General features: G+C 71.5%; 17 protein-coding genes. 5 read left to right on the plus strand and 12 right to left on the minus strand.

The genetic code is table 11. The annotated features are described in order from the left end of the window. Positions 1-10: 10 nt before the first annotated feature. Genes AB0K10_RS08400 through AB0K10_RS08430 form a run of 7 tightly spaced genes read right to left on the minus strand, consistent with a single transcriptional unit; the run spans position 11 to position 6,390 of the window. A complete protein-coding gene (locus AB0K10_RS08400; protein ID WP_363681433.1) occupies positions 11-880 on the minus strand; it encodes a type II secretion system F family protein in 870 nt (289 codons plus the stop codon). A 46-nt stretch (positions 881-926) separates the two neighbouring features. Continuing rightward, the gene (locus AB0K10_RS08405) at positions 927-1,829 is read right to left on the minus strand and encodes a type II secretion system F family protein (protein ID WP_363681198.1); all 903 of its coding nucleotides are present in this window, start codon (positions 1,827-1,829) and stop codon (positions 927-929) included. Between the two features lie 4 nt (positions 1,830-1,833). Next, entirely contained in the window at positions 1,834-3,375 is a 1,542-nt protein-coding gene (locus AB0K10_RS08410) for a CpaF/VirB11 family protein (protein ID WP_363681200.1), read from the minus strand. After that, a complete protein-coding gene (locus AB0K10_RS08415) occupies positions 3,365-4,165 on the minus strand; it encodes a ParA family protein (RefSeq protein WP_363681202.1) in 801 nt (266 codons plus the stop codon). The genes AB0K10_RS08410 and AB0K10_RS08415 overlap by 11 nt, the downstream gene beginning before the upstream one ends. 2 nt (positions 4,166-4,167) lie before the next feature. Then, positions 4,168-4,827, minus strand: coding sequence for an SAF domain-containing protein (locus AB0K10_RS08420; protein ID WP_363681204.1), 660 nt, complete (start codon positions 4,825-4,827; stop codon positions 4,168-4,170). A gap of 46 nt (positions 4,828-4,873) precedes the next feature. After that, entirely contained in the window at positions 4,874-5,776 is a 903-nt protein-coding gene (locus AB0K10_RS08425; RefSeq protein WP_363681435.1) for a hypothetical protein, read from the minus strand. Between the two features lie 47 nt (positions 5,777-5,823). Next, the gene (locus AB0K10_RS08430; protein ID WP_363681206.1) at positions 5,824-6,390 is read right to left on the minus strand and encodes a hypothetical protein; all 567 of its coding nucleotides are present in this window, start codon (positions 6,388-6,390) and stop codon (positions 5,824-5,826) included. Between the two features lie 723 nt (positions 6,391-7,113). Here AB0K10_RS08430 and AB0K10_RS08435 point away from each other — a divergent pair. Beyond that, the gene (locus tag AB0K10_RS08435) at positions 7,114-7,839 is read left to right on the plus strand and encodes an A24 family peptidase (protein WP_363681437.1); all 726 of its coding nucleotides are present in this window, start codon (positions 7,114-7,116) and stop codon (positions 7,837-7,839) included. A 66-nt stretch (positions 7,840-7,905) separates the two neighbouring features. On the opposite strand, the gene AB0K10_RS08440 is transcribed toward AB0K10_RS08435, so the two are convergent. Beyond that, positions 7,906-8,532, minus strand: a complete 627-nt coding sequence (locus AB0K10_RS08440) for a phosphatase PAP2 family protein (protein ID WP_363681208.1) — start codon at positions 8,530-8,532, stop codon at positions 7,906-7,908. A 169-nt stretch (positions 8,533-8,701) separates the two neighbouring features. Here AB0K10_RS08440 and AB0K10_RS08445 point away from each other — a divergent pair, with 169 nt between their 5' ends. Continuing rightward, entirely contained in the window at positions 8,702-11,101 is a 2,400-nt protein-coding gene (locus AB0K10_RS08445) for a glycosyl hydrolase family 65 protein (protein ID WP_363681210.1), read from the plus strand. A 15-nt stretch (positions 11,102-11,116) separates the two neighbouring features. Here the strand turns inward: AB0K10_RS08445 and AB0K10_RS08450 are convergent, their stop codons facing one another. Beyond that, positions 11,117-11,584, minus strand: a complete 468-nt coding sequence (locus AB0K10_RS08450) for a hypothetical protein (protein WP_363681212.1) — start codon at positions 11,582-11,584, stop codon at positions 11,117-11,119. A 144-nt stretch (positions 11,585-11,728) separates the two neighbouring features. Here AB0K10_RS08450 and AB0K10_RS08455 point away from each other — a divergent pair, with 144 nt between their 5' ends. Both AB0K10_RS08455 and AB0K10_RS08460 read left to right on the plus strand, forming a co-directional pair. Further along, the gene (locus AB0K10_RS08455; protein WP_363681214.1) at positions 11,729-12,526 is read left to right on the plus strand and encodes an SAM-dependent methyltransferase; all 798 of its coding nucleotides are present in this window, start codon (positions 11,729-11,731) and stop codon (positions 12,524-12,526) included. A 72-nt stretch (positions 12,527-12,598) separates the two neighbouring features. Then, complete coding sequence (locus AB0K10_RS08460) at positions 12,599-13,762, plus strand: low temperature requirement protein A (RefSeq protein ID WP_363681216.1); 1,164 nt, start codon at positions 12,599-12,601, stop codon at positions 13,760-13,762. Positions 13,763-13,776: 14 nt separating this feature from the next. Here the strand turns inward: AB0K10_RS08460 and AB0K10_RS08465 are convergent, their stop codons facing one another. From AB0K10_RS08465 to AB0K10_RS08475, 3 genes are all read right to left on the minus strand, one after another. Then, positions 13,777-15,813: an ABC transporter permease subunit gene (locus AB0K10_RS08465; RefSeq protein ID WP_363681218.1), complete on the minus strand. Its 2,037-nt coding sequence runs from the start codon at positions 15,811-15,813 to the stop codon at positions 13,777-13,779. Beyond that, the gene (locus AB0K10_RS08470; RefSeq protein WP_363681220.1) at positions 15,810-17,240 is read right to left on the minus strand and encodes an extracellular solute-binding protein; all 1,431 of its coding nucleotides are present in this window, start codon (positions 17,238-17,240) and stop codon (positions 15,810-15,812) included. The genes AB0K10_RS08465 and AB0K10_RS08470 overlap by 4 nt, the downstream gene beginning before the upstream one ends. Before the next feature lie 401 nt (positions 17,241-17,641). Further along, positions 17,642-18,412, minus strand: a complete 771-nt coding sequence (locus tag AB0K10_RS08475; RefSeq protein WP_363681222.1) for an IclR family transcriptional regulator — start codon at positions 18,410-18,412, stop codon at positions 17,642-17,644. Between the two features lie 256 nt (positions 18,413-18,668). On the opposite strand from AB0K10_RS08475, the gene AB0K10_RS08480 reads away from it, so the two are divergent. Continuing rightward, complete coding sequence (locus tag AB0K10_RS08480) at positions 18,669-19,280, plus strand: dihydrofolate reductase family protein (RefSeq protein WP_363681224.1); 612 nt, start codon at positions 18,669-18,671, stop codon at positions 19,278-19,280. Positions 19,281-19,358: the final 78 nt, after the last annotated feature.

Consider the following 19,358-nt stretch of genomic DNA (forward strand, 5'->3'; position numbering starts at 1 on the left):
GGGGACGGGGTCAGACGCGGGAGATGAACGGATAGAGAACGAAGCCGAGCAGCACGAAGACGAGCAGCGCGCCCGGGATGTCGAGCTTGCTGGTGACCCCCTCCGCACGGGCGAGGTTGTCGGTGCGGATCTGGTCGCGCAGCGAGTCGGCCCGGCTGCGCAGCGTCTCGTGCACCTGCGCGCCCTCGCTGCCGGAGGAGCGCATGATCGCGCCGACGTCGCCAAGCTCCGGGATACCGATCTTGTCGGCGAGGTCACGCAGTTCCTCCCACGGCGCGTGCATCTGCATCTGGGCGATCCGCAGCGACTCCTGAAGCCTGTCGAACACCCAGCCGTCGCAGACCGCGGCGGCCCGCTCCAAGGACTGCACCGGCCCGTGCGCCGCCGAGAGTTGCAACGCCACCAGGTCGAGATAGGTGCAGACCGCCTGGCGGAACTCGTCGCGGGCGGTGGCGGCCTTGGTCAGCACGGCGCGGTGTGCCAGCAGGCCGCCCAGCAGCGCCAGACCGAGGCTGCCGAGCACCGGCACGACAAGCGGAAACGGGACGCCGAGCAGCCACAGCGCCGCCCCGAGCAGAGTCGGCGTGGCCAACCCGATCAGGGCGGAGAGCAGCACCGACAGCGCGTACTGCTCGGAGGTCTGACCGATCAGGGCGAGCTGCATCTGCGGCGGCCGCAACCAGCGGGACATCCCGCTCAGCCAGTCGAGTCGCCGGGACGCGGGCGTGGCCACCCGGCCGGTGCCCGGCGGCTGATGCAGTCGGCGCAGCGCCGGCCCGAGCGCCGGTGCCGCAGGCACCAGCTCTCGTATCACCAGGAACAGGCCCAACCCGATCGTCGCCCCGCCACAGACCGCGACGGCGAGGTGCCAGTTGAGGATCAGCACGGCCGCCTCCTCGGGGCGTGCCGCGCCACGCTGTCCACGCTCACGCGATCACCTCCCGGGGGTCGGGCGCCGGCAGGAACCGGGCCGGCCGCTGCGGCTGGCTCATCGACCGCACCCAGGCCAGCAGGCCGATGAAGGCGGCGCCGAGCGCGGCCATCACCACCTGACCCGTCGGTGTGCCGTACGGCTTGATGTATTCGGTGTTGACCAGCCCGTACGCCAGCGTCGCCAGCGTCATGCCGGTGAGGAAGCGGACCGCGAACCGGGGCTGGGTGCGTTTGGCCTCGATCTCCCGGCGGGTCGCCACCTCCGCGGCCGCCGCGCCGGCGATCGAGCCCAGCACGTCGCCCAGCCGCTCGCCCCGGTCGGCGAGGTGCAGGATCAGCGCCGCCACCACCTGGTCGCAGACCGGGTCGCCGATCTCGTCGGCGAACGCCAGCAGTGCGGAACGGGCCAGCCAGCCGGCCTGCAACCGGGCGGCGAGCAGCCGTACCTCGTCCTCGATGCCGGGTGGCACGCTGCCGATCGTGCTGATGATCGCCTGTTGGAGGCCCTGACCCGTGCCGGAGACGTCCTTGAGTCGGCGGGTCCAATCGCCAACCGCCTCGATCCGGGCGATCGCCCGCTGCTCGGCCTTGCCCACCGCGAACAGCCACGGCGCGCCGGGCACCGCCACCGCCACCAGCAGGCCCACCACCGGCAGCCCGGTCAGCAGGAAGGCAAACGCCCCGGCGACCACCGCGGTGAGCAGCAGCATCTGGTAAGCCCGCCGCTCGGCGGGAGTGGCGCCGGAGCCGCGCCAGAGGCGGCTCAGGCCAGGCCCCGCTCCCGGGCCGGACTTGGCAGGGCGGCGGGTGCCCACCAGCGCGACGACCGCCAGCAGCAACCCGGCCACACAGGCGGCCCCGGAGATCACCGCGATCAACTCAAGGGTGTTTCCCATCAGGTCACCGCCGAGCCAGTCGGGTCTGTCGGGGTCGCCGCCATGCACCCGTGCCGGCCTCGATCCAGCGGGTCAGCAGTCGGACGTCGTACCCCACCCGCAGCAACTGGTCGCGGACCCGTTCGGGTAGGTGCCGGGGGACCGCGCGACCGTCCGGGCCGGGACCGAAGACGGTGGTGGTGGTGATCCGTCCGGCCTCACCGGCCCCGATCACCTCCTCCACGTGCGAGACGAACCGGTGCTTACGGCCGCCGATCGCGCTTTCGTCCTCGACTGTGACGTAGACGATCAGGTCGAGGGCGTTGCCGGCCATCCGGCGGGCCTGGTCGACTGTCATCTCCCGGCCGTGCGCCAGCGCCAGCTCGACGATCCGCTCACCCACCCCGGCCGCCGTACGGGCGTGGATGGTGCACATCGAGCCCCGGCTGGTGGTCATCGCCTGGAGCATCGGCACGATCTCCCGGGACCGCACCTCACCCACGATGATCCGCAGCACGCCCATGCGCAGCGAGAGCGGAATCAGGTCCGCGATCGTCACCTCGCCCGCCGGCCGGCCGTCGAAGCCGCGCTCGCCGTGCCCCTCCCGCGACTCGAAGCTCATCACCGCCCGGTGCCGATCGCGGCGGCGCGCCGGCAACAGTTCCCGGCTCTCCTCCAGCAGCACGTACGGCTCGTCGGGCGGGATCTCGTTCATCAACGCCCGGATGATCGTGGTCTTTCCGGCCCCGGCCAGCCCGGCGACCATGATGTTCAACCCGGCGCGCATCGCCGCACGCAGGAAGTCGCGCAGCAGCGGGTCGATCATCTCGTCCAGGTCACCCCGGGCGCCGGCCACGTCGTCGAGGCTCACGTCCAGGGTGTTGTGCTTGCGGATCACCGCGTACGGCCGGTGGCTGACCAGGAACACCGCGGCCAGTCGGCTGCCGTCGGGCAGTTGCAGGTCCAGGGTGGGCTTCACGGTGGACAGGGACCGTTCGGTCGCGCCGGCCCGCCGCGCCGCCGCCTGGAGGATCTCCACCAGCTCGGCGTCGCTGTCGGCGATCGGCTCGGCCCAGTCCACTCCGCCGCCGTGCCGGGTGATCCGCACCACGTCGCAGCCGAGGATGTGCACTTCCTCGATGGTGTCGTCGACAAGCAGGGTCTGCAGCCGGCCCAGGCCGACCAGCTCGGCTGTCACCTGGTCGAGCAGCAGGCGCTCCTCGCCGGCGGCCATCGGTGTCCCGGCGCGACGGACCGCGTCCGCGTACTCGGCGATCACCGTGACGGCCAGTCGGGCACGCTCGGTGTCCTCCTCGTCGACTGTGAACTCCCGGCCGCGCTGCCACAGGGTGAGCCGTTCGGTGAGTTCCCGGCGCAGCTCCCGGACCAGCTGGAAATCGATCCGGGGTCGCGGCGCCACCTCCGGCGCAGGCGGGGCCGTGGGCGCCGGCTGCGGTGTCGCCGTCAACTGGTGGTGCCGGCCGTTCGGCGGGGTCAGCGGGGGGGCGGTGGACGTCGCGTTCGGCGGCTGCTGACGCGGGTCGGTGGAGACGGGTTCAAACCGCATCCGGCACCCCCTGCTGCACCGGCCAGGCCAGCCGTGCGCGCCGGCGTTCCAGCAGCGCACCGACCGGTACCTCCAGCGCGGCGGCCGCGCGCAGCAGCGGCCGTCCGGACCGGACGGTCCCACCGAGGCCGAGCACCCCTGCGGTACGCGAGTCGTGCGGCAGCCGGGCGATCACCGGCAGTTTCAGCCCTCGACTGATCTCCGCGCGCCCGTGCCCGTCGCCGACCAGCAGCAGCCGCAGGGTGCCCGGCGGCACCCGGTGTTCGGCGAAGTCCCGCTCGATCGTCGTGACCACCGCCCGCGTGCCGGACAGGTCGGGCAGGTGGGCCCGGGTCACCAGCAGCACCACCGACGCGGCCCGCAGCAGTGGCCATGGTGGGCCTGTGACGTGCAGCCGGCCACAGTCGACCAGCACGTCGTAGCCGGGGCTGCCCCGGTCCAGCGCGTTGAAGTAGTCGGCGAAGCGCTGCCAGAGCGGGGTGACGCTGCCGGCCTGCGCCGGGTCGACCAACCCGGGTAGCAGCAGCCGTTCCCGGCGCGGCGCGTCCAGGTCGACCAGCTGGGACCAGAAGGCGCTCTCCAGGTTGCCGTCGCGCAGCTCCCCGACGGCCAGCTCTCCGATGCCGCGCGGCCCGTCCAGCTGACCGCCCAGGTAGCCGGCGAGGATCGACCCGCCGGCCGGGTCGCACTCGGCGAGGACCAGCCGGCGGTGCCAGGTCAACGCGCAGGCCAGCGCCGAGGTGGTCACGCCGGGTGAACCCTTCGCCGACACCAACGCGATGATCGCCATGCTCAGGCCGCCTCGGTCAGCACGACGGCGATCCGCTCCTGCGCGGACAGCGCCACCACGGCGGGTACGTCCCGGACGAGCAGCGCCAGGTACAGCACCCTCTCGTCGTCCGTCGGACTGACCATGTCGATGACGGTGGCCGTGAACCGGGTGCCCGCACCGGCGGCCGCCCCGGTGGCGTTGTCGTCGGGGGTGCTGACCAGCAGCACCTTGTCTCCGGGGTGCAGCGCACGGGCCGGCACCTGGGCGGTCTTCAGGCCGAGCGCGATCTGCTGCTGACCCGGGCCGAGCAGCGGGTCGTCGGTGACCTGCCCGAGGGTGAGCAGGGTGCCGGGCACCAGCGCGACCGCGGCCCGCTTGCCGACCACCTCGTCCAGCCGGCCCGCGGGCACCGGGCGCAACCCCCGGCCGCCGGCGACCTGCACAGTGATCAGATCGGAGGCGCTGACCTCCCGACCCACCTCCACCGGCCGGGCCACCGCGAGGTAGCTGCCGGTGGCCCGGACCGAGGTGACCGCGAACGCGGCCCCCAGCCCACCGAGAGCGATCAGGAGTACGGCGAGACCCAGCAGCCCCGGGCGGACGCGGCGTTGCCGGACCACCTTGGGCGGACTGACCGGCGCGTCCACCGGCCCGGTCGCGTTTCGCGTAGCCAGACTCACCGTTCGATCTCCATTCCCGACTGTGGGGCTCGCAGAATCGGCTCGCTCACCTGGTCACCACCTGGAGTTCCTTGATCACGACCGGCACAGTGCCGCTGGTCCGTGTCTGCGCGATCGGGTCACCCTCGTCGCCGTCGCCGGTCCACCAGCGCACCGTCCAGTACGTGGTGGCGCCCACCCGGTAGGTGCCGGCCTTCGGGTAGCCGCTGTCGTAGCCGCAGTCCGGGGAGGTCCTGCCGGCGCGCTTGCCCTTCGCGTCGTACGGGGTGCCGGCCTTGGTGCAGGTGACCGTGTCGCCGTTGCCCATGCTCCAGACGATCCGGTCGACAGTCGCCTCGATGGAGACGCGCAGCCCACGGTCTTCCGCGGAGGCGTTCAGCGGCCCGAAGTAGCTCGCGCTCGGGGTGGCCCACATCCACACCGGGAGGCCGACCAGGCCGGGGCCGATGTCCTTGCGAGGCGCCACCCTGAGCCGTGCCGGCAGCAGCTTGATCGACGCGAGGGCCCGGCGGGCCAGCTCCTCCGGGTCCGGCGGAGCGCCGAAGCCGGCCGGCGGCCCGTCGAGCAGCACCGTGACCTGGGTGCCGACGGCGCCCCCGTTGCAGGTCTGCACGTACCACTGCTGACCCTCGGCTGCCGGCTTCTGCGGCACGGCGAGCTTGTAGTAGCACCCGTCACCGTTGTTGAACCAGCCCAGCAGGTCGTCGTAGCAGGGGATCGTCCGCCCGCCCCACTGGCAGACACCGCCGCCGCCACCTCCGCCGGAGTCGCCACCGCCGTTGTCGCCACCGCCGCCGGGGCCACCCGGCGTGCCGGGCTCGTCGTCCCAGACGTTGCAGTCCGGTTGGTCGGGCGGGCACTCGACCCCCGGGTCGGCGCGTCGGGCGGCGGCGGCCGGCAGGGTCGCGCCGACCACCAGCAGCAGCGCCAGTCCGACTCCGGCGAGCATCCGCCGGGCCGCGCCGACCTCGCGGGTACGGGCTCTCCGCCCCCGGGTCAGCACGGCTGGTCCGGGTGCGCCGAGCCGGAGCTGATCAGCCAGCGACCGTCGGGATATCGGGTGGCGGTGGCGGTGGCCAGGTGCCTGCCGCCGCCGCTGCCCGGGACGATCCGCTGATCCTTGGTGTTGACCAGCCGGTAGCCGGTCGCGTCCAGGCAGTCCTGGATCTCCACGGTGGCCGGGTCCGAGTCCAGGCTGACGATTGTCACGCTGGGATCGGACGCCAGCGTCCCGGTACGCACGGCGCCGTGCTTCTTCGCGTCGCGAATGGACAGTTGCACCCGGGTCAGCAGCGGATCAGCGAGGAACCGGGACAGTTCCGGCGCGTGTGGATCGCTGCGTCGACTCGCCGTTCGCGAGGCCGCGAGATAACCGGAGTACGCCTCGAGCGCCGCCTTTTCGGCAGCTTCCCGTGCGGCGCTCGAATCCGTCCGCACGCCGTCGTCCCGCGTCGTCGCCGGTCGATCCACCGCCTCCTGCCCGCTGCCGCAGGCGGTGACCGGCACCACCGCCACGATCACCAGCAGGCAGATCGCCGCTCGCCTGAGCTGCCGTCCGCGCACCGTCGAGCCCTCCTTGTGATCGCCCGACGTGGCGACGAAGCACCGCCGCCGAGCATGCGGAAGCGCGTCCGGATCAGTGTCTCCGGAGCTGTTCATTGCGCTTCTGCATTCACCGTTACGGATCTTCTACAAATGCAGGGTCCCGTATCTTCCGGTTGTTGCTGTGAGGCTTGCGTCACACCCAAGGGGCGAGCATAGGCTGACGGTCGCCGATGCAACAGAGGCAAGTCATGTGAACACTCTCAGTGATGATGGGTGGTGGTGGCGGGTGCCAGTGCCGCAGTCCGGACGAGGGTCGGTTGAGGGATCGCCGACGGTCCGGCCGCGCCCGCTCGGGCGAATCCGTCGCCACGGCTGTGGTGGCCCCGAGAGTGGGACATCGCGCCCCCATCCCGGCATCCGGACTGTGCCCGGGAGTGGCGGACGGACCGCCCCGGCTACCGGGCCGACCGGCCGGATCCCCAGCCAGGAGATCGCCACGCGGCCGGTGGGCGACGTCGTTTTCCGCGCCATCCGCTACACCCGCGCGAACCTTCAGTCACGATCCGTGTTCACCTTCGCGGGGGACGCCCGACGTTCGGCGGGGTCGACGTGGCGCTGACCGGCCCCCCGGCACCCGCGCCCGGTCGGCGTGACCCGACCGATCGGGCCGAAGCGGGGTCCGTCGCGGGTACTGGCAGTCGTCGACGCGCAACTCGCCGCTGGGCAGGGTCGACCCGCTGGCTGGACGGCGGCGCCGTGCTGGCGACACTGACGGTCAGTCCGCTGCTGCGCCTGGCCGTCCTGCGTCACGCCGTACCCGCGGGCATTCCCAGCCGGACCGGCTGCGACGCCTGCGGCGCGGCGGTCGGCCTGACCCGGCCCTGGCCGGCGCTCGGCCCGCTCGGCCGGTGCGGCAGATGCCGGGCCCGGGTCGGGCCGCCGCCGGGCTCGGTCGAGGTGGCCGTGATCGCCGCCATGGCCGTGTTGGCGCTGGTCGGCCCGTCGGGCGGGGTGTTGCCGGCGTTGGCCTGGTGGCTCGCCTGGACCGTGCCGGCGGTCCTCGTCGACCTGGCCGTGCACCGGCTACCCGACCGGCTCACACTGCCCGCGGCGGCCGGAACCTGGCTGCTGCTGGGCGCGGCGGCGCTCGCCGCAGCCGAGGTGGGCCCGTGGCTGCGGGCCGTCGCCGCCGGTGCTGGGCTGGCGCTGTTCTTCGCCTCCAGCACCCTGCTGCTCGGCCGCCGGGGCTTCGGGTTGGGCGATGCCAAGCTGGCGCTCAGTGTGGGGGCGCTGCTCGGCTGGTACGGCTGGTCCGTCCTGCTCCTCGGGCTGTTCCTCGCGTTCGGGCTGTCCGCGCTTGTGAGTCTGGGACTGCTGGCCGCCCGACGGGCACGGTGGAGCACCCACCTGCCGTTCGGCCCCTTCCTGCTGCTCGGCACGGTGGGCGCCCTCCTCCTGATCTCCTGACCGCAGCGCCACAGCGCCACAGCGCCACAGCGGCCAGCGCCCCCAGCGCCGCAGCGGCCGGCGAGGTCAGGAGCGGGGTCGGCTGGCCAGGTCGGGTACCGGGTGCCGGGCATCCGCCCGGCGGCGTAGCGCCTCGGCGGTCGGGCGGGCCAAAAGTGGGGTCGCCACCGCGGCGACTAGGGCGCCGAGCAGCAGGCCTGCGGCCACGTCGTGCGGGTAGTGCACGCCCACGAAGACCCGGGAGAAGGCGGCCAGCACGGCCAGCGGCAGCGCGACCAATCCGAGTCGGCGGGAGAGCAGCAGAGTGGTGAGCGCCAGCGCGCCGGCAAGCGTGGCGTGGTTGCTGGGGAACGACCAGTCGCCCGGTGGCGGGCAGGTGCCGGCGATGATCGCCCGGCCCGCCGCCCGGCACGGCCGGTCCTCGTCCACCACGGTCTTGAGCCACTCGCTGCTCGCGTACGCCAGAAGGGTCGGCAGCGGCGCGACCAGGGCGAGTGCCCGGTCGTGCGGGCCGCCGGCCAGGCGGCGCAGCGCGGCCACCACCAGCAGCGCACCGAGCAGCAGGATCACCCCCTCGGTGGCGTGCCCGACGAACCACCGCACCGGGTCGGGGCTGCCGGCGGCGGCATCGACGATGTCGCGGTACCACTCGGCGCTGATCTCTGGAACGTCAGTACTGCCGTTGTCGGCCATGAATCACCTCACTACACGTTCATACCTCGTTCATCTTGGAGACACCCTAGGAACGCGGCAGGGGGCAGTACAGGAGCCGAAGGTCGAGCCGGCCGCACGACCTTCGTCCAGGGATCGCACAGGCGCCTCTGCTTGGCTGGTGAGGGCTGTCGGCACCACAGGAGGCTTCGTGCACACCGGTTCGGCCACCGACCAACCGCCGCCCGCCGCCGCGACGGCCGAGGACGAGAGCTGGCGGATCCGGCGTACGGCGGCCGACCTGGAACGGCTGGGCGAGACCGAGTCGATCTTCGCGTTGAGCAACGGGTGGGTCGGCTGGCGTGGCGTCCTCGACGAGGGTGCGCCGTGCGGGATGCCGGGCAGTTACGTCAACGGCTTCCATGAACGGCGGGAGCTGAGCTACCCCGAGGAGGGGTACGCGTTTCCGCAGGCCAGCGACACCGTGATCAGCGCGCCGAACGCCGCGCTGATCCGGCTCTGGGTCGACGACGAGCCGTTGGACATCCGAACCGGGACGCTGCGCGGTCACGAGCGGGTGCTCGACCTGCGCAGGGGCGTGCTGCGCCGGCAGACGGAGTGGATCTCGCCGGGCGGGCGGAGGGTGCTCCTGCGCAGCACCCGGCTGGTGTCCCTGCCGCGCCGCCCGGTCGCCGCCGTCCACTACGAGGTCGAGACGCTGGACGGCCCCGCCGAGCTGCGGGTCTGCTCGGACCTGCTGGCCAACGAGCGGGTGCCGGAACTCTCCGACGACCCGCGCGCGGCGTCGGTGCTCACCGACCCGCTGACCGCCGAGGCGCACCGCACGAGCCGCCTCGACGGGGTGCTGGTGCACCGCACCGAACGCAGCGGGCAGCGCGTGGCGGTGGCGGTCAGTCACCTGGTGGACGCACCGGACACGGTGACCACCACCAGCGACGGCGGGCCGGACCGGGTGCGGCTGACCGTGGCCGGCCGGTTGCACCCGGGTGAGCGGCTGCGGCTGACGAAGTTCGCCGCGTACGAGTGCGCGCCTGTCGACGCGGTGCCCGCCGACGAGTTGGCCGACCTGGTCGTCGCGGAGGCGGACGCCGCCCGCGCCGACGGCTTCGACGCGCTGCTGGCCGACCAGCGGGCCAGCCTGGACGCGGCCTGGCAGGTCGCCGACGTACGACTCGACGGCGACCGGGAGCTCCAGCAGGCGGTCCGGTTCGCGATGTTCCACCTCATCCAGGCGGGTCGCCCGGACGGCGACCGGACCATCTCGGCCAAGGGGCTGACCGGCAACGGCTACGACGGGCACGTGCTCTGGGACACCGAGACGTACGTGCTGCCGGTGCTCACCTACCTGGCGCCGGCGGTGGCCCGCTCCGCGCTGACCTGGCGACACGCCCACCTGCCCGAGGCCCGGGAGCGGGCCGCCGAGCTGCGGTTGACCGGTGCCACGTTCCCGTGGCGGACCATCGGCGGGCGGGAGTGCTCCGGCTACTGGCCGGCCGGCACCGCCGCGCTGCACGTCAACGCCGACATCGCCGACGCGGTGCTGCGCTACGTGGCGGCCACCGACGACACGCGGTTCCTCGCGGAGGTGGGCCTGGAGCTGCTGGTGGAGACCGCCCGGCTCTGGCACGGCTTCGGCCACTGGTCGGCCACGGGCGCGTTCCACCTGCACGGGGTGACCGGCCCGGACGAGTACGCCGCGCTTGTCGACGACAACGTCTTCACGAACCTGATGGCCCGCCGCAACCTGCGGGGCGCCGCGGACGCCGCCGAGCGCCATCTGGACCGGGCCGACCGGCTCGGCGTAAGCCCGGCCGAGATCACCGGCTGGCGGGCGGCCGCCGACGCGATCGTCGTCTCGTACGACAGCGAGCGTGGGGTGCACCAGCAGTCCGCGGGGTTCACCACCCAACCGGAGTGGGACTTCGCCACCACCGACGAGGCCGACTACCCGCTGCTGCTGCACTTCCCCTACCTGGAGCTGTACCGCAGGCAGGTGGTCAAGCAGGCCGACCTGGTGCTCGCCATGCAACTGCACCCGGGGGAGTTCACCGCCGACGAGAAGGCCCGCAACCTGGCCTACTACGAGGCCCGCACGGTCCGCGACTCGTCGCTGTCGGCCGCGCCGCAGGCGGTGCTGGCCGCCGAGGTCGGGCACCTCGACCTGGCGTACGACCTGTTCGCCGAAACCGTCTCGCAGGACCTGGCGGACCTGGGGGACAAGACCGCCGACGGGCTGCACCTGGCGTCGCTGGCCGGGGCGTGGCTGGCGCTGGTGCAGGGCTTCGGCGGCCTGCGCGACGACCGCGGAGTGCTCTCCTTCGATCCCCGGCTGCCCCGGCGGATCGACCGGCTGGCCTTCAGCCTGCGGTGGCGGGGGCACCGGCTGCGGGTCACGTTGACGTCCACCGAGGCCCGCTACGAACTGCCCGACGCCTCCCACGACGCCGAGGTCGAGCTGTGGCATCACGGTGAGCGCCTGCGGGTCACCGCCGCCGAGCCGGTCATCCGGGCGATGCCGCAGGTGCCCGACCCCGGGCCCGAGCCGGCGTCCCCGCCGGGCCGCCGCCCCACCCGCCGCTCGGCCGACTGACCGGCCGATCCCAGCTCAGACCGGCGCGGCGCCGCCGCCGGCCATGCGTTCGCGGACGGCCTCCAGCGCCTCGAAGGCGTACGCCCAGTTGTGGCACTTGAAGCTGCGCAGGCCCTCGATGGCGGTGTGACAGTCGGCGCAGCGCACCCCGGGGATGGCCTCCGGCACCTCGGTGTTGACGTACCTCTGTTCGCCGAGGATGACCGTGGCGATCATGTTCTTGTCGTGCAGGCCGGTGAGTGCCGACGAGACGATGTCGTACCAGGTGATCCGCCGGCCGCACTTCGGGCAGTCCGGCTCGTCGCCGCTTACCCACAGCGGGGCGCCGATGCTGCGCGCCGGCATGCCGAGCAGCTTTTCCAGACGCCTGACGTCCGCCTCCGGTGTGGTCCACCGGTGCCGGCCGGGCAGCGACGCGGGTGAGTCGTACACGGCGCGGAACAGGTCGTGGTCGACCCGCACGGTTTCCCGCTGACCGGTCATCGGCGTCCCCCTCGGTGATTCGGTGCCCCCCACCGTGGTCGGCGTTGACCAGGGGCGCAGCCGGATCAACGACACGAGGGGTCAGCGGGTCGTCGCTCCGGGTGCTAGACATCGAGATCCGACCGCGCGTCGAAGGGACCCCTCGTGACCGAGCAGCCGGCAACCGACACCACAGACGTCACCGCCCGACCCAACGTCGCCCGGATGTACGACTACTTCCTGGGCGGCAGCAACAATTTCGCCGCCGACCGGGCCGCCGCCGAGCGGGTGTTGGAGATCTTCCCGGGCACCGGGTTCGCCGCGCAGACCAACAGGCACTTCCTGCGCCGGGCCGTCCGGTACGCCGCCGCGCAGGGCATTCACCAGTTCCTGGACATCGGCGCGGGTCTGCCCACCCAGGGGACCGTGCACGAGGTGGTGCGGGCCGTGGCGCCCGACGCCCGGGTGGTCTACGTCGACTACGACGAGGTGGCCGTCGCGTACGCCCGTCGGTTGTTGACGGACGTGCCCGGCACGGCCGTCGTGCGGGGCGACCTGCGGCGGCCGGACGAGCTGCTGGCCCACCCGGAGGTACGCGGCACGCTCGACCTGGACCGCCCGGTGGCCGTGCTGCTGCTCGCGGTGCTGCACTTCGTGCCGGACGACGACGACCCGTGGGCCGCCGTCGCCCGGCTGCGCGACGCCACAGTCCCCGGCAGCCACCTGGTGCTGTCGCACCTGACGCTGGACGGCGTCCCGCCGGAGGTGGCCGAGCGCGGACAGGCCGTCTACCGCACCAGCAGCGCCCCGCTGGTACCCCGCACCCACGCCGAGGCGCTGCGCTTCTTCGACGGCTACGACCTGGTGGAGCCCGGTCTGGTCGAGACCACCCGGTGGCGACCGGACGACGAGCAGGAGGCCGGGGACGCGCACGGCTACGCCGGGGTCGGCGTCCGCCGCTGACGCGCTTTCGCCTCCGGTGGCGGGCCTCGGGTGGTACGACGGACCCAGCGCCGGCCACCGGGAGGAGCGCCGATGGCGAGCAGACCCGAGCGCCTGCTGCGGGGAGACGACGCGCCGCTGAGCGCCTCGTTCCTGGAACTGTTCTTCGACCTGGCGTTCGTGCTCGCCCTCAGCCAGTTGGCCGAACACCTGCTCAACGACCTCACGTGGGGTGGGACGCTGCGCACCGCGCTGCTGCTGGCGGGCGTCTGGTGGATCTGGGTGACCACCACCTGGACCGCAGACTGGTACGACCCGGAGACCCCGGCCATCCGCGGAGTACTGGTCGCCGCCACGATGGGCAGCCTGCTGGCCGGGGTGGCGATCCCGCAGGGGCTACACGGACGGGCGGGCCTCTTCGCCGGCGCGTACGTCGGGGTCCATCTCGTCCGGGGCGTCGTCACCGTTGCGGCGCTGCGCGGTCATCCACGGCAGCGCCGGGCGCTGCGGATCCTCTGCTGGTACACGGTCACCGCCGTGCCGTGGCTGGCCGGCGTGTTCCTGCCGCAGTGGCGGGTGCCGCTCTGGGTGCTCGCCCTCGCGGTCGACCTGTCCGGACCACGGCTCGGCTGGCCGACGCCGATGCTGGGTCGCGCCCGTCAGCAGGAGCTGCGCCTCGCCGGCGCGCACTTCGCCGAGCGCTACCAACAGATCATGATCATCACGCTCGGTGAACTCGTGCTGGTCGCCGGCCTGTCGTACGCCGGCACCGACCTGGATCCCGCCGAGACCGCCGCCTTCCTGCTGGTCTTCGCCACCGCCGTGCTGATCGGCCTGCTCTACGTGACGCCCGCCGGCCGGCACCTGGGCTCGGCCATCGAGCACGCCGACCCGTCCCGGCTCGGTGTCGTCACCGGTTACCTGCACCTGGTGATGGTCGCCGGCATCGTGGTCACGGCCGTCGGGGCCGAACTGAGCATCGCCCACCCAACCGAGGCCGGCGACATGAGGGCCATCATGGCCATCCTGGGCGGGCCGACGCTGTTCCTCGTCGGGCGGATCCTGTTCTCACTGGCGATCCACCGGCGGTTGTCCTGGCCCCGGGTGGCTGCCCTGTTCGTGCTGGCCGGCGCGGCCGCCGCTCTGCGGTTGCCGCTGGTGGCGGTGAGTGCGGTCGCCACCTTCGTAGTGCTCGTGGTGGCCGTCCTGGACCACGCCGCCCTCTTCACCTATCGCCGCCCCGGAACTGCCGACTGACTCGACGTACCCGGTCAGCCCTTCACCGCGCCGGCAGTGAGCCCTTCGGTGAGGAAGCGCTGTCCGAGCGCGTACATGATGACCACGGGGATGCTGACGAGCAGCGACGCCGCGGCGAGTTGTCCCTGCGGAACGACGTCCCCGGCGATCATCGACTGCATCCCCACCGGCAGCGTCTTGTACTCGTCCTTCGTGATGAACACGAACGCGAAGAGGAACTCGTTCCAGGCGTTGGTCAGGGTGAAGAGCGCCACCGCCAGCAGCCCGGGCTTGGCCAGTGGCAGCACCACCCGGCCGAACGCCTGGATGCGGCTGCAACCGTCGACGAGCGCTGCCTCCTCCAGCTCGACGGGGATCGACGAGAAGTACCCCACCAGCAGCCAGGTGGCGAACGGCAGCGTGAAGGTCGGGTACGTCACCACCAGGGACCACAACGAGTCGGTGAGGCGCGCGCCGATGAGCATCTGGTACAGCGGGATGAACAGCAGCGCGCCCGGCATCACGTAGGTGAGCAGCACCGTGACGGTGAAGCCCTGCGCGCCCCGGAACCGCAGCCGGGCCAGCGCGTAGCCCGCCAGGGCGGCGCAGACAAGTGCCACCGCCGTGGACGCCGCGGACACCAGCAGCGTGTTGAGGTACCAGCGTCCGAACGGCTGGTTGTCGAACAGGGCGCCGAACTGTTCCAGGGTCCACGGCGTCGGCCACAGGTCGTCGGTGCGCATGACGACCTGACCCTCGGACTTGAAGGCCGTGACGGCGATCCAGTACAGCGGGCCCAGCACGAAGAAGAGCAACCCGGCCAGCGCGACACCGGATCCCAGGCCCGACACCACCGACGACGAGCGGCGGCCGCCCCGCGACGAGAGGGTCGAGACCACCCGGCCGACCCCCGCCGCGATCAGCAGGATCACCCCGAGGACAACCGCCGCTTTCCAGAAGATCTGCGGAGAGGCCCAGGCCAGCAGACCGGTCACCACGGCGGTGACGATCCACGGCAGTGCCCTGCGCGCCGGTGCCGCCCAGCTCCGCGTCCCGATCCACCGCGCTGCCCGACGTCGTCCGGGCAGCTTGATGCCGCTGTCCTGACGCAGCAACCGCACCAGGACGAACACCAGGCCGCCGATGACCGGCAGCATGACCAGCGTGACGGCCGCACCGGCGCCGTACTGCAACTGCAGGATCGCCTTCGAGTACGCGACGAGCACGTACGGCGCTGTCACGTCGCCCGGGCCGCCCTGGGTCAGCAACCAGACGAGGTCGAAGTTGTTGAACGTCCAGATCGACGACAGGGTCACCGTCACGGTGATCACGTGGCGCAGTCCGGGCAGCGTCACGTGGGCGAACCGCTGCCAGGACGAGGCGCCGTCGATTGTCGCCGCCTCGTAGAGGTCCGCCGGGATGGCCTTCAAGCCCGCGAGGAAACACACGGTGAAGAAGGGCACGCCCTTCCAGACGTTCACGAGGATCACCGACGGCATGGCCAGCGACGGATCGGACAGCCAGCCCGCGGGCCAACTGTCGACCAGGTGCGCGTCGGCCAGCAGCGGCCCGATCCCGGTGGCGGTGAGCAGCGTGTTGACGCTGCCGAAGATGGGGTCGAGCAGCGCGCGCCAGCTGAACGCCGTCACCACCGTCGGCACCACCCACGGCACCAGGAGCAGCCCGGCCAGCACCGCCCGCCCGCGGCGTCGCTGGTGCAGCAGCAGGGCCGCGGCCAACCCCAACACGACCTTGAAGACCTCGGCGTACGCGGTGAAGACGAACGAGTTCACCACGCCGGTGTGGAACTGGTCGTCGCCGACGAGCGCGAGGTAGTTGTCCAGGCCGACGAACACGGTGTCCTGCCCGTGCCGTTCGGTGGTGCTGGTGATGATCGACCGGGCGATCGGCACGAGGACGAGCCCGCCGACCAGCACGGCCATCGGCGCCAGGAACAGCGCGGCCAGCCGCCAGTCCCGCCCCAGCCGCCGCTGGACCGCCGTGAGAGAGCCGGGTCCCGACGGCGGGGACTTCCGCGCCGCCGGGACCCGTGCCTGACGGACCGAGCTCACTGCCGCAGCCCCTGCTGGTTGAAGATCTGCACCATCTTCGCGTGGGCGTCCGTCACGGCCTGCGCCGGCGCGGTGCCCTGGACGACCTGCTGCATCATGTCGGTGAGCACGTAGGCCGACCCCACCGCCTGCTGGCCCGCGCTGGCCTTCTGCGGGAAGGCCAGGCCGTTCTTCGTGTTCAGCGGCAGCTTCAGTTCGGTGATCCTGCGCAGCATGGGGAACGCCGGGTCGCCGCTTGTGAAGAACGGGTCGGCGTCCCAGACCTTCTCCCAGGCGGGCATCACCAGACCGGGTGCCTCCTTCGCCACCCCGAGCAGCGCGGGCGCGCTGACCAGGTACTGCGCCAGGAGCTTGGCGAGCGCCGGGTTCTTGGCACCCTTGAAGACGACGAAGCCCTGCGACTGGCCGAGCAGCAGCGGGTTGTTCGTCGCCGGCCCGATGCAGTCGGAGAACACGTGGGTGTTCGCGTGCACCGGGTTCTTCTTGGTCCGGGAGTCCGCGTAGACGCTGAACTGGTTGCGGGTGTAACCGAGGATCCCTGCGAGCCAGTTCTCGTTGTTGCTGGTGTCGGTCCAGCTCGCGATCCCCGGCGGCAACATCGGCTTGTACTTGGAGTTGGTGTAGATGTCGCCCAGGAAGGTCACCGCCTGCACGGTCTCGGGGGAGTTGAACGTGACCTTCCGGCCGTCGTTGGAGGCGATGGAGCCGCCATAGGCGTTGATCAGCGCCTCGATCATGCCGTTGCCGTCACCGGACCGGTTCACAGTCATGCCCCAGCCGAACCGGCGCTTGGTCGGATCGGAGATCTCCAGGCACAGATCCCGCAGCTCCTCCCAGCTGTAGATGTCCTTGGGGGAGATGCCCTTGTCCTGCATCCAGTCCTTGCGCAGGAACGACCCGATCCCGATGAAGTGGTACGGGATGGCGAACCACTTGCCGTCGAAGACGCAGTAGTTCGTCGCCTCGGCGGAGGGTTGGCCGTACTTGGCGGTCAGGGCCTGGACGACGTCCGTCACGTCCTCCAGGTCGCCGAGCGCCTGGAACTGCGCGACGAACCGCGAGTCGGTCATGAACGCCAGGTCGCGCGCCACGCCGCCCTTGACCTCGGCGTCGATCTTGGCCACCACGTCACCGGCGTCGGCCTGGACCAGACTGTTCTCGATCTTCGTTCCGGTGGTGTCCGCGAACTTCTTGATCGAGCTGTCGAGGGCCTCGTTCGCCGCCGTCGAGTACAGCTTCTGCGACAGCATCCCCATCGAGGAGCCCTTCATCGACGCCGCGGCGTCGATGAGCTCCTGTGGAACTTCGGGCTGCACCTTGCTGGGCGAGTCGGAGCTGCCCCCACACGCGGCCAGGCCGGCCGCGCCGAGCACCCCCGCTCCCATCCCCAGAAAGCCGCGTCGAGACCAGGCTGGATTGTTCTCCATGGACATTCGCCTCCTCAGAGTCCCGCACCACTGCACGCGGTACGCGTGCCTGACGAACACCGCGATCCTTGTGTTCCAGGTGTGTCTCGTGCGGCGACCACGAACGGGCCGCCCGCACAGATCAGTGCGTTCGCGAACCCGCCGGGGGAGTTGGCGGGGTTGCGACGGCGCGCGAGAGAATCCGCGTGCCGCTTACCGGGTAGCGCGACGAGGTTGAGGCGATCGGCGACCGGGCCGAGAGGGTGCCTCTGGCGTTCCAGTTCGGTCGGGTCACGGGACCACCGCCGTTCGAGATTTCGAACTGAGTTCGAGATACCGGATCGAGTGGTCGCGACGCTAGAGCAGCATCGTGAGAAATGTCAATGTTTCGATGGTGTTTCGAGCCGAAAACAGGAGGCCGGCTATCGAGGCTGGGCCCGGTAGCCCATGCGGGCGGACAGCGCGACCGCGCCCTCGCGAACCAGCCCGGTCCACTCCATCTGCACCTGAGACGTCCAGCGGATGATCGGCGCGGACAGGCTCATCGCGGCGATGACGGCACCAGAATGGTCCCGGATCGCCGCCGCGACGCAGCGCATCGCGCTGTCCGACTCGCCGACGTCGACAGCGACGCCCTCCGCCCGGACATGTTCGAGATGAACACGGAGAAGGTCCGGGTCGGTGATGCTCTCCGGCGTCATCCCCGGCAGAGCGTCCTTCGACAGGACGGCGTCCAGGTCCTCCTGATCGAGGGCCGACAGCAGCACCTTGCCCACCGCAGTGCAGTGCGCCGGCAGCCGCAGCCCGACACCGGAAACCATCCGGACGGGGTGCGTACTGTCGAACTTGACGAGGTAGATGACATCGGCGCCGTCGAGCACCGCCACGTGCACCGCCTCGTCACACTTCGAAGCCACGTCCCGCGCGACCCCCTGCGCCTCGCGTACCAGATCGAGCCGACCGGCGAACGCCGCGCCCAGCTGGAAGAGCGGCATGCCGAGCCGATACTGCACCGGCTGGCCCGGTACGGAGATCAGGTACGAGCGAGCCTCGAGCGTGACGAGCAGCTCGTGGACTGTGGTGCGGGGCAGGTCGAGTCGCTCCATCACCTGACGGGCCGACAGTTGGGGGCAGTCCAGGAACAGTTCGAGGACGTCGAGTGCGCGGATGACTGCCGGTACGACACGGGGCATGTCGAAAGTCCCTTCGCAGTGCCGGACACGTGCTAACGATCTCCACACGGACCAGCACCTGAAGAGGATAGCCACGTCAGCCTCGGCTCAGGTCGTTGCTGGCCTCTCGGAGCCGCGGCCCGCAGCCGGCTGAAGGCGACGTCGAAGTCGACATGCCTGAGCCGCACCTGACAAGCTACAGGGATTGATCTTGTAGTCCGGACGTCTCCGCGCAGGCCGCGGGCACCATCCGGGTGACTCGAGCAGGGAGATGGTCGTGCGCAAGCTCGTGTATTACATCGCCTCCACCCTGGACGGCTTCATCGCCGGTCCCGACGGCGCCGACCCCACCGGCCCGGGTGGGTTCTGGCCGATTCCGGACGACTACCTGCGCCACCTCGTCGCCGAATATCCGGAAACCCTGCCCGGACCGGCGAGGCAGGCGTTCGGCATCACCGACGAGGGCAGCCGGTTCGACACCGTTCTGGAAGGGCGCCACTCCTACGAGGTGGGGTTGCAGGCCGGTGTGTCCGACGCCTACCCGCACCTGCGCCACCTGGTCTTCTCGCGCACGATGGACGGAAGTCCCGACCCGGCCGTCGAGGTCGTGTCCGAGGACCCGATCGCCACCGTACGGGAACTGAAGCGGCACGACGGCAAGGACATCTGGGTGATCGGCGGCGGCACCCTCGCCGGCGCCCTCTATCCCGAGATCGACCAGCTGATCGTGAAGCTCGCTCCGTTGACCGTCGGCACCGGCATTCCGCTGTTCGGCCGCGACGCCATCTTCGCTCCACGTACCTGGCACCTGACCGAGCACACGGTCCTCGACAGCGGCGCGCTGTTCCTGACCTACGCCCGCACGTCGACCGGAACCGAGTCCGCATGACCGGTCGCACATCCCGTCGACGCCGTATGCCGAGCAGGTAGAGCCCCTGCTCGAGCATCCGTGCGGTCAGGTCGCAGA

The organism is Micromonospora sp. NPDC049274 (assembly GCF_040678875.1).
GTDB lineage: Bacteria > Actinomycetota > Actinomycetes > Mycobacteriales > Micromonosporaceae > Micromonospora.

Bases quoted from the DNA above. Each gene is read 5' to 3' on its own strand.
- AB0K10_RS08415 (WP_363681202.1), bottom strand. From the start codon at position 4,165: ATGGCGATCATCGCGTTGGTGTCGGCGAAGGGTTCACCCGGCGTGACC.
- AB0K10_RS08450 (WP_363681212.1), bottom strand. From the start codon at position 11,584: ATGACCGGTCAGCGGGAAACCGTGCGGGTCGACCACGACCTGTTCCGC.
- AB0K10_RS08410 (WP_363681200.1), bottom strand. From the start codon at position 3,375: ATGCGGTTTGAACCCGTCTCCACCGACCCGCGTCAGCAGCCGCCGAAC.
- AB0K10_RS08405 (WP_363681198.1), bottom strand. From the start codon at position 1,829: ATGGGAAACACCCTTGAGTTGATCGCGGTGATCTCCGGGGCCGCCTGT.
- AB0K10_RS08440 (WP_363681208.1), bottom strand. From the start codon at position 8,532: ATGGCCGACAACGGCAGTACTGACGTTCCAGAGATCAGCGCCGAGTGG.
- AB0K10_RS08470 (WP_363681220.1), bottom strand. From the start codon at position 17,240: ATGGAGAACAATCCAGCCTGGTCTCGACGCGGCTTTCTGGGGATGGGA.
- AB0K10_RS08425 (WP_363681435.1), bottom strand. From the start codon at position 5,776: ATGCTCGCCGGAGTCGGACTGGCGCTGCTGCTGGTGGTCGGCGCGACC.
- AB0K10_RS08460 (WP_363681216.1), top strand. From the start codon at position 12,599: ATGGCGAGCAGACCCGAGCGCCTGCTGCGGGGAGACGACGCGCCGCTG.
- AB0K10_RS08475 (WP_363681222.1), bottom strand. From the start codon at position 18,412: ATGCCCCGTGTCGTACCGGCAGTCATCCGCGCACTCGACGTCCTCGAA.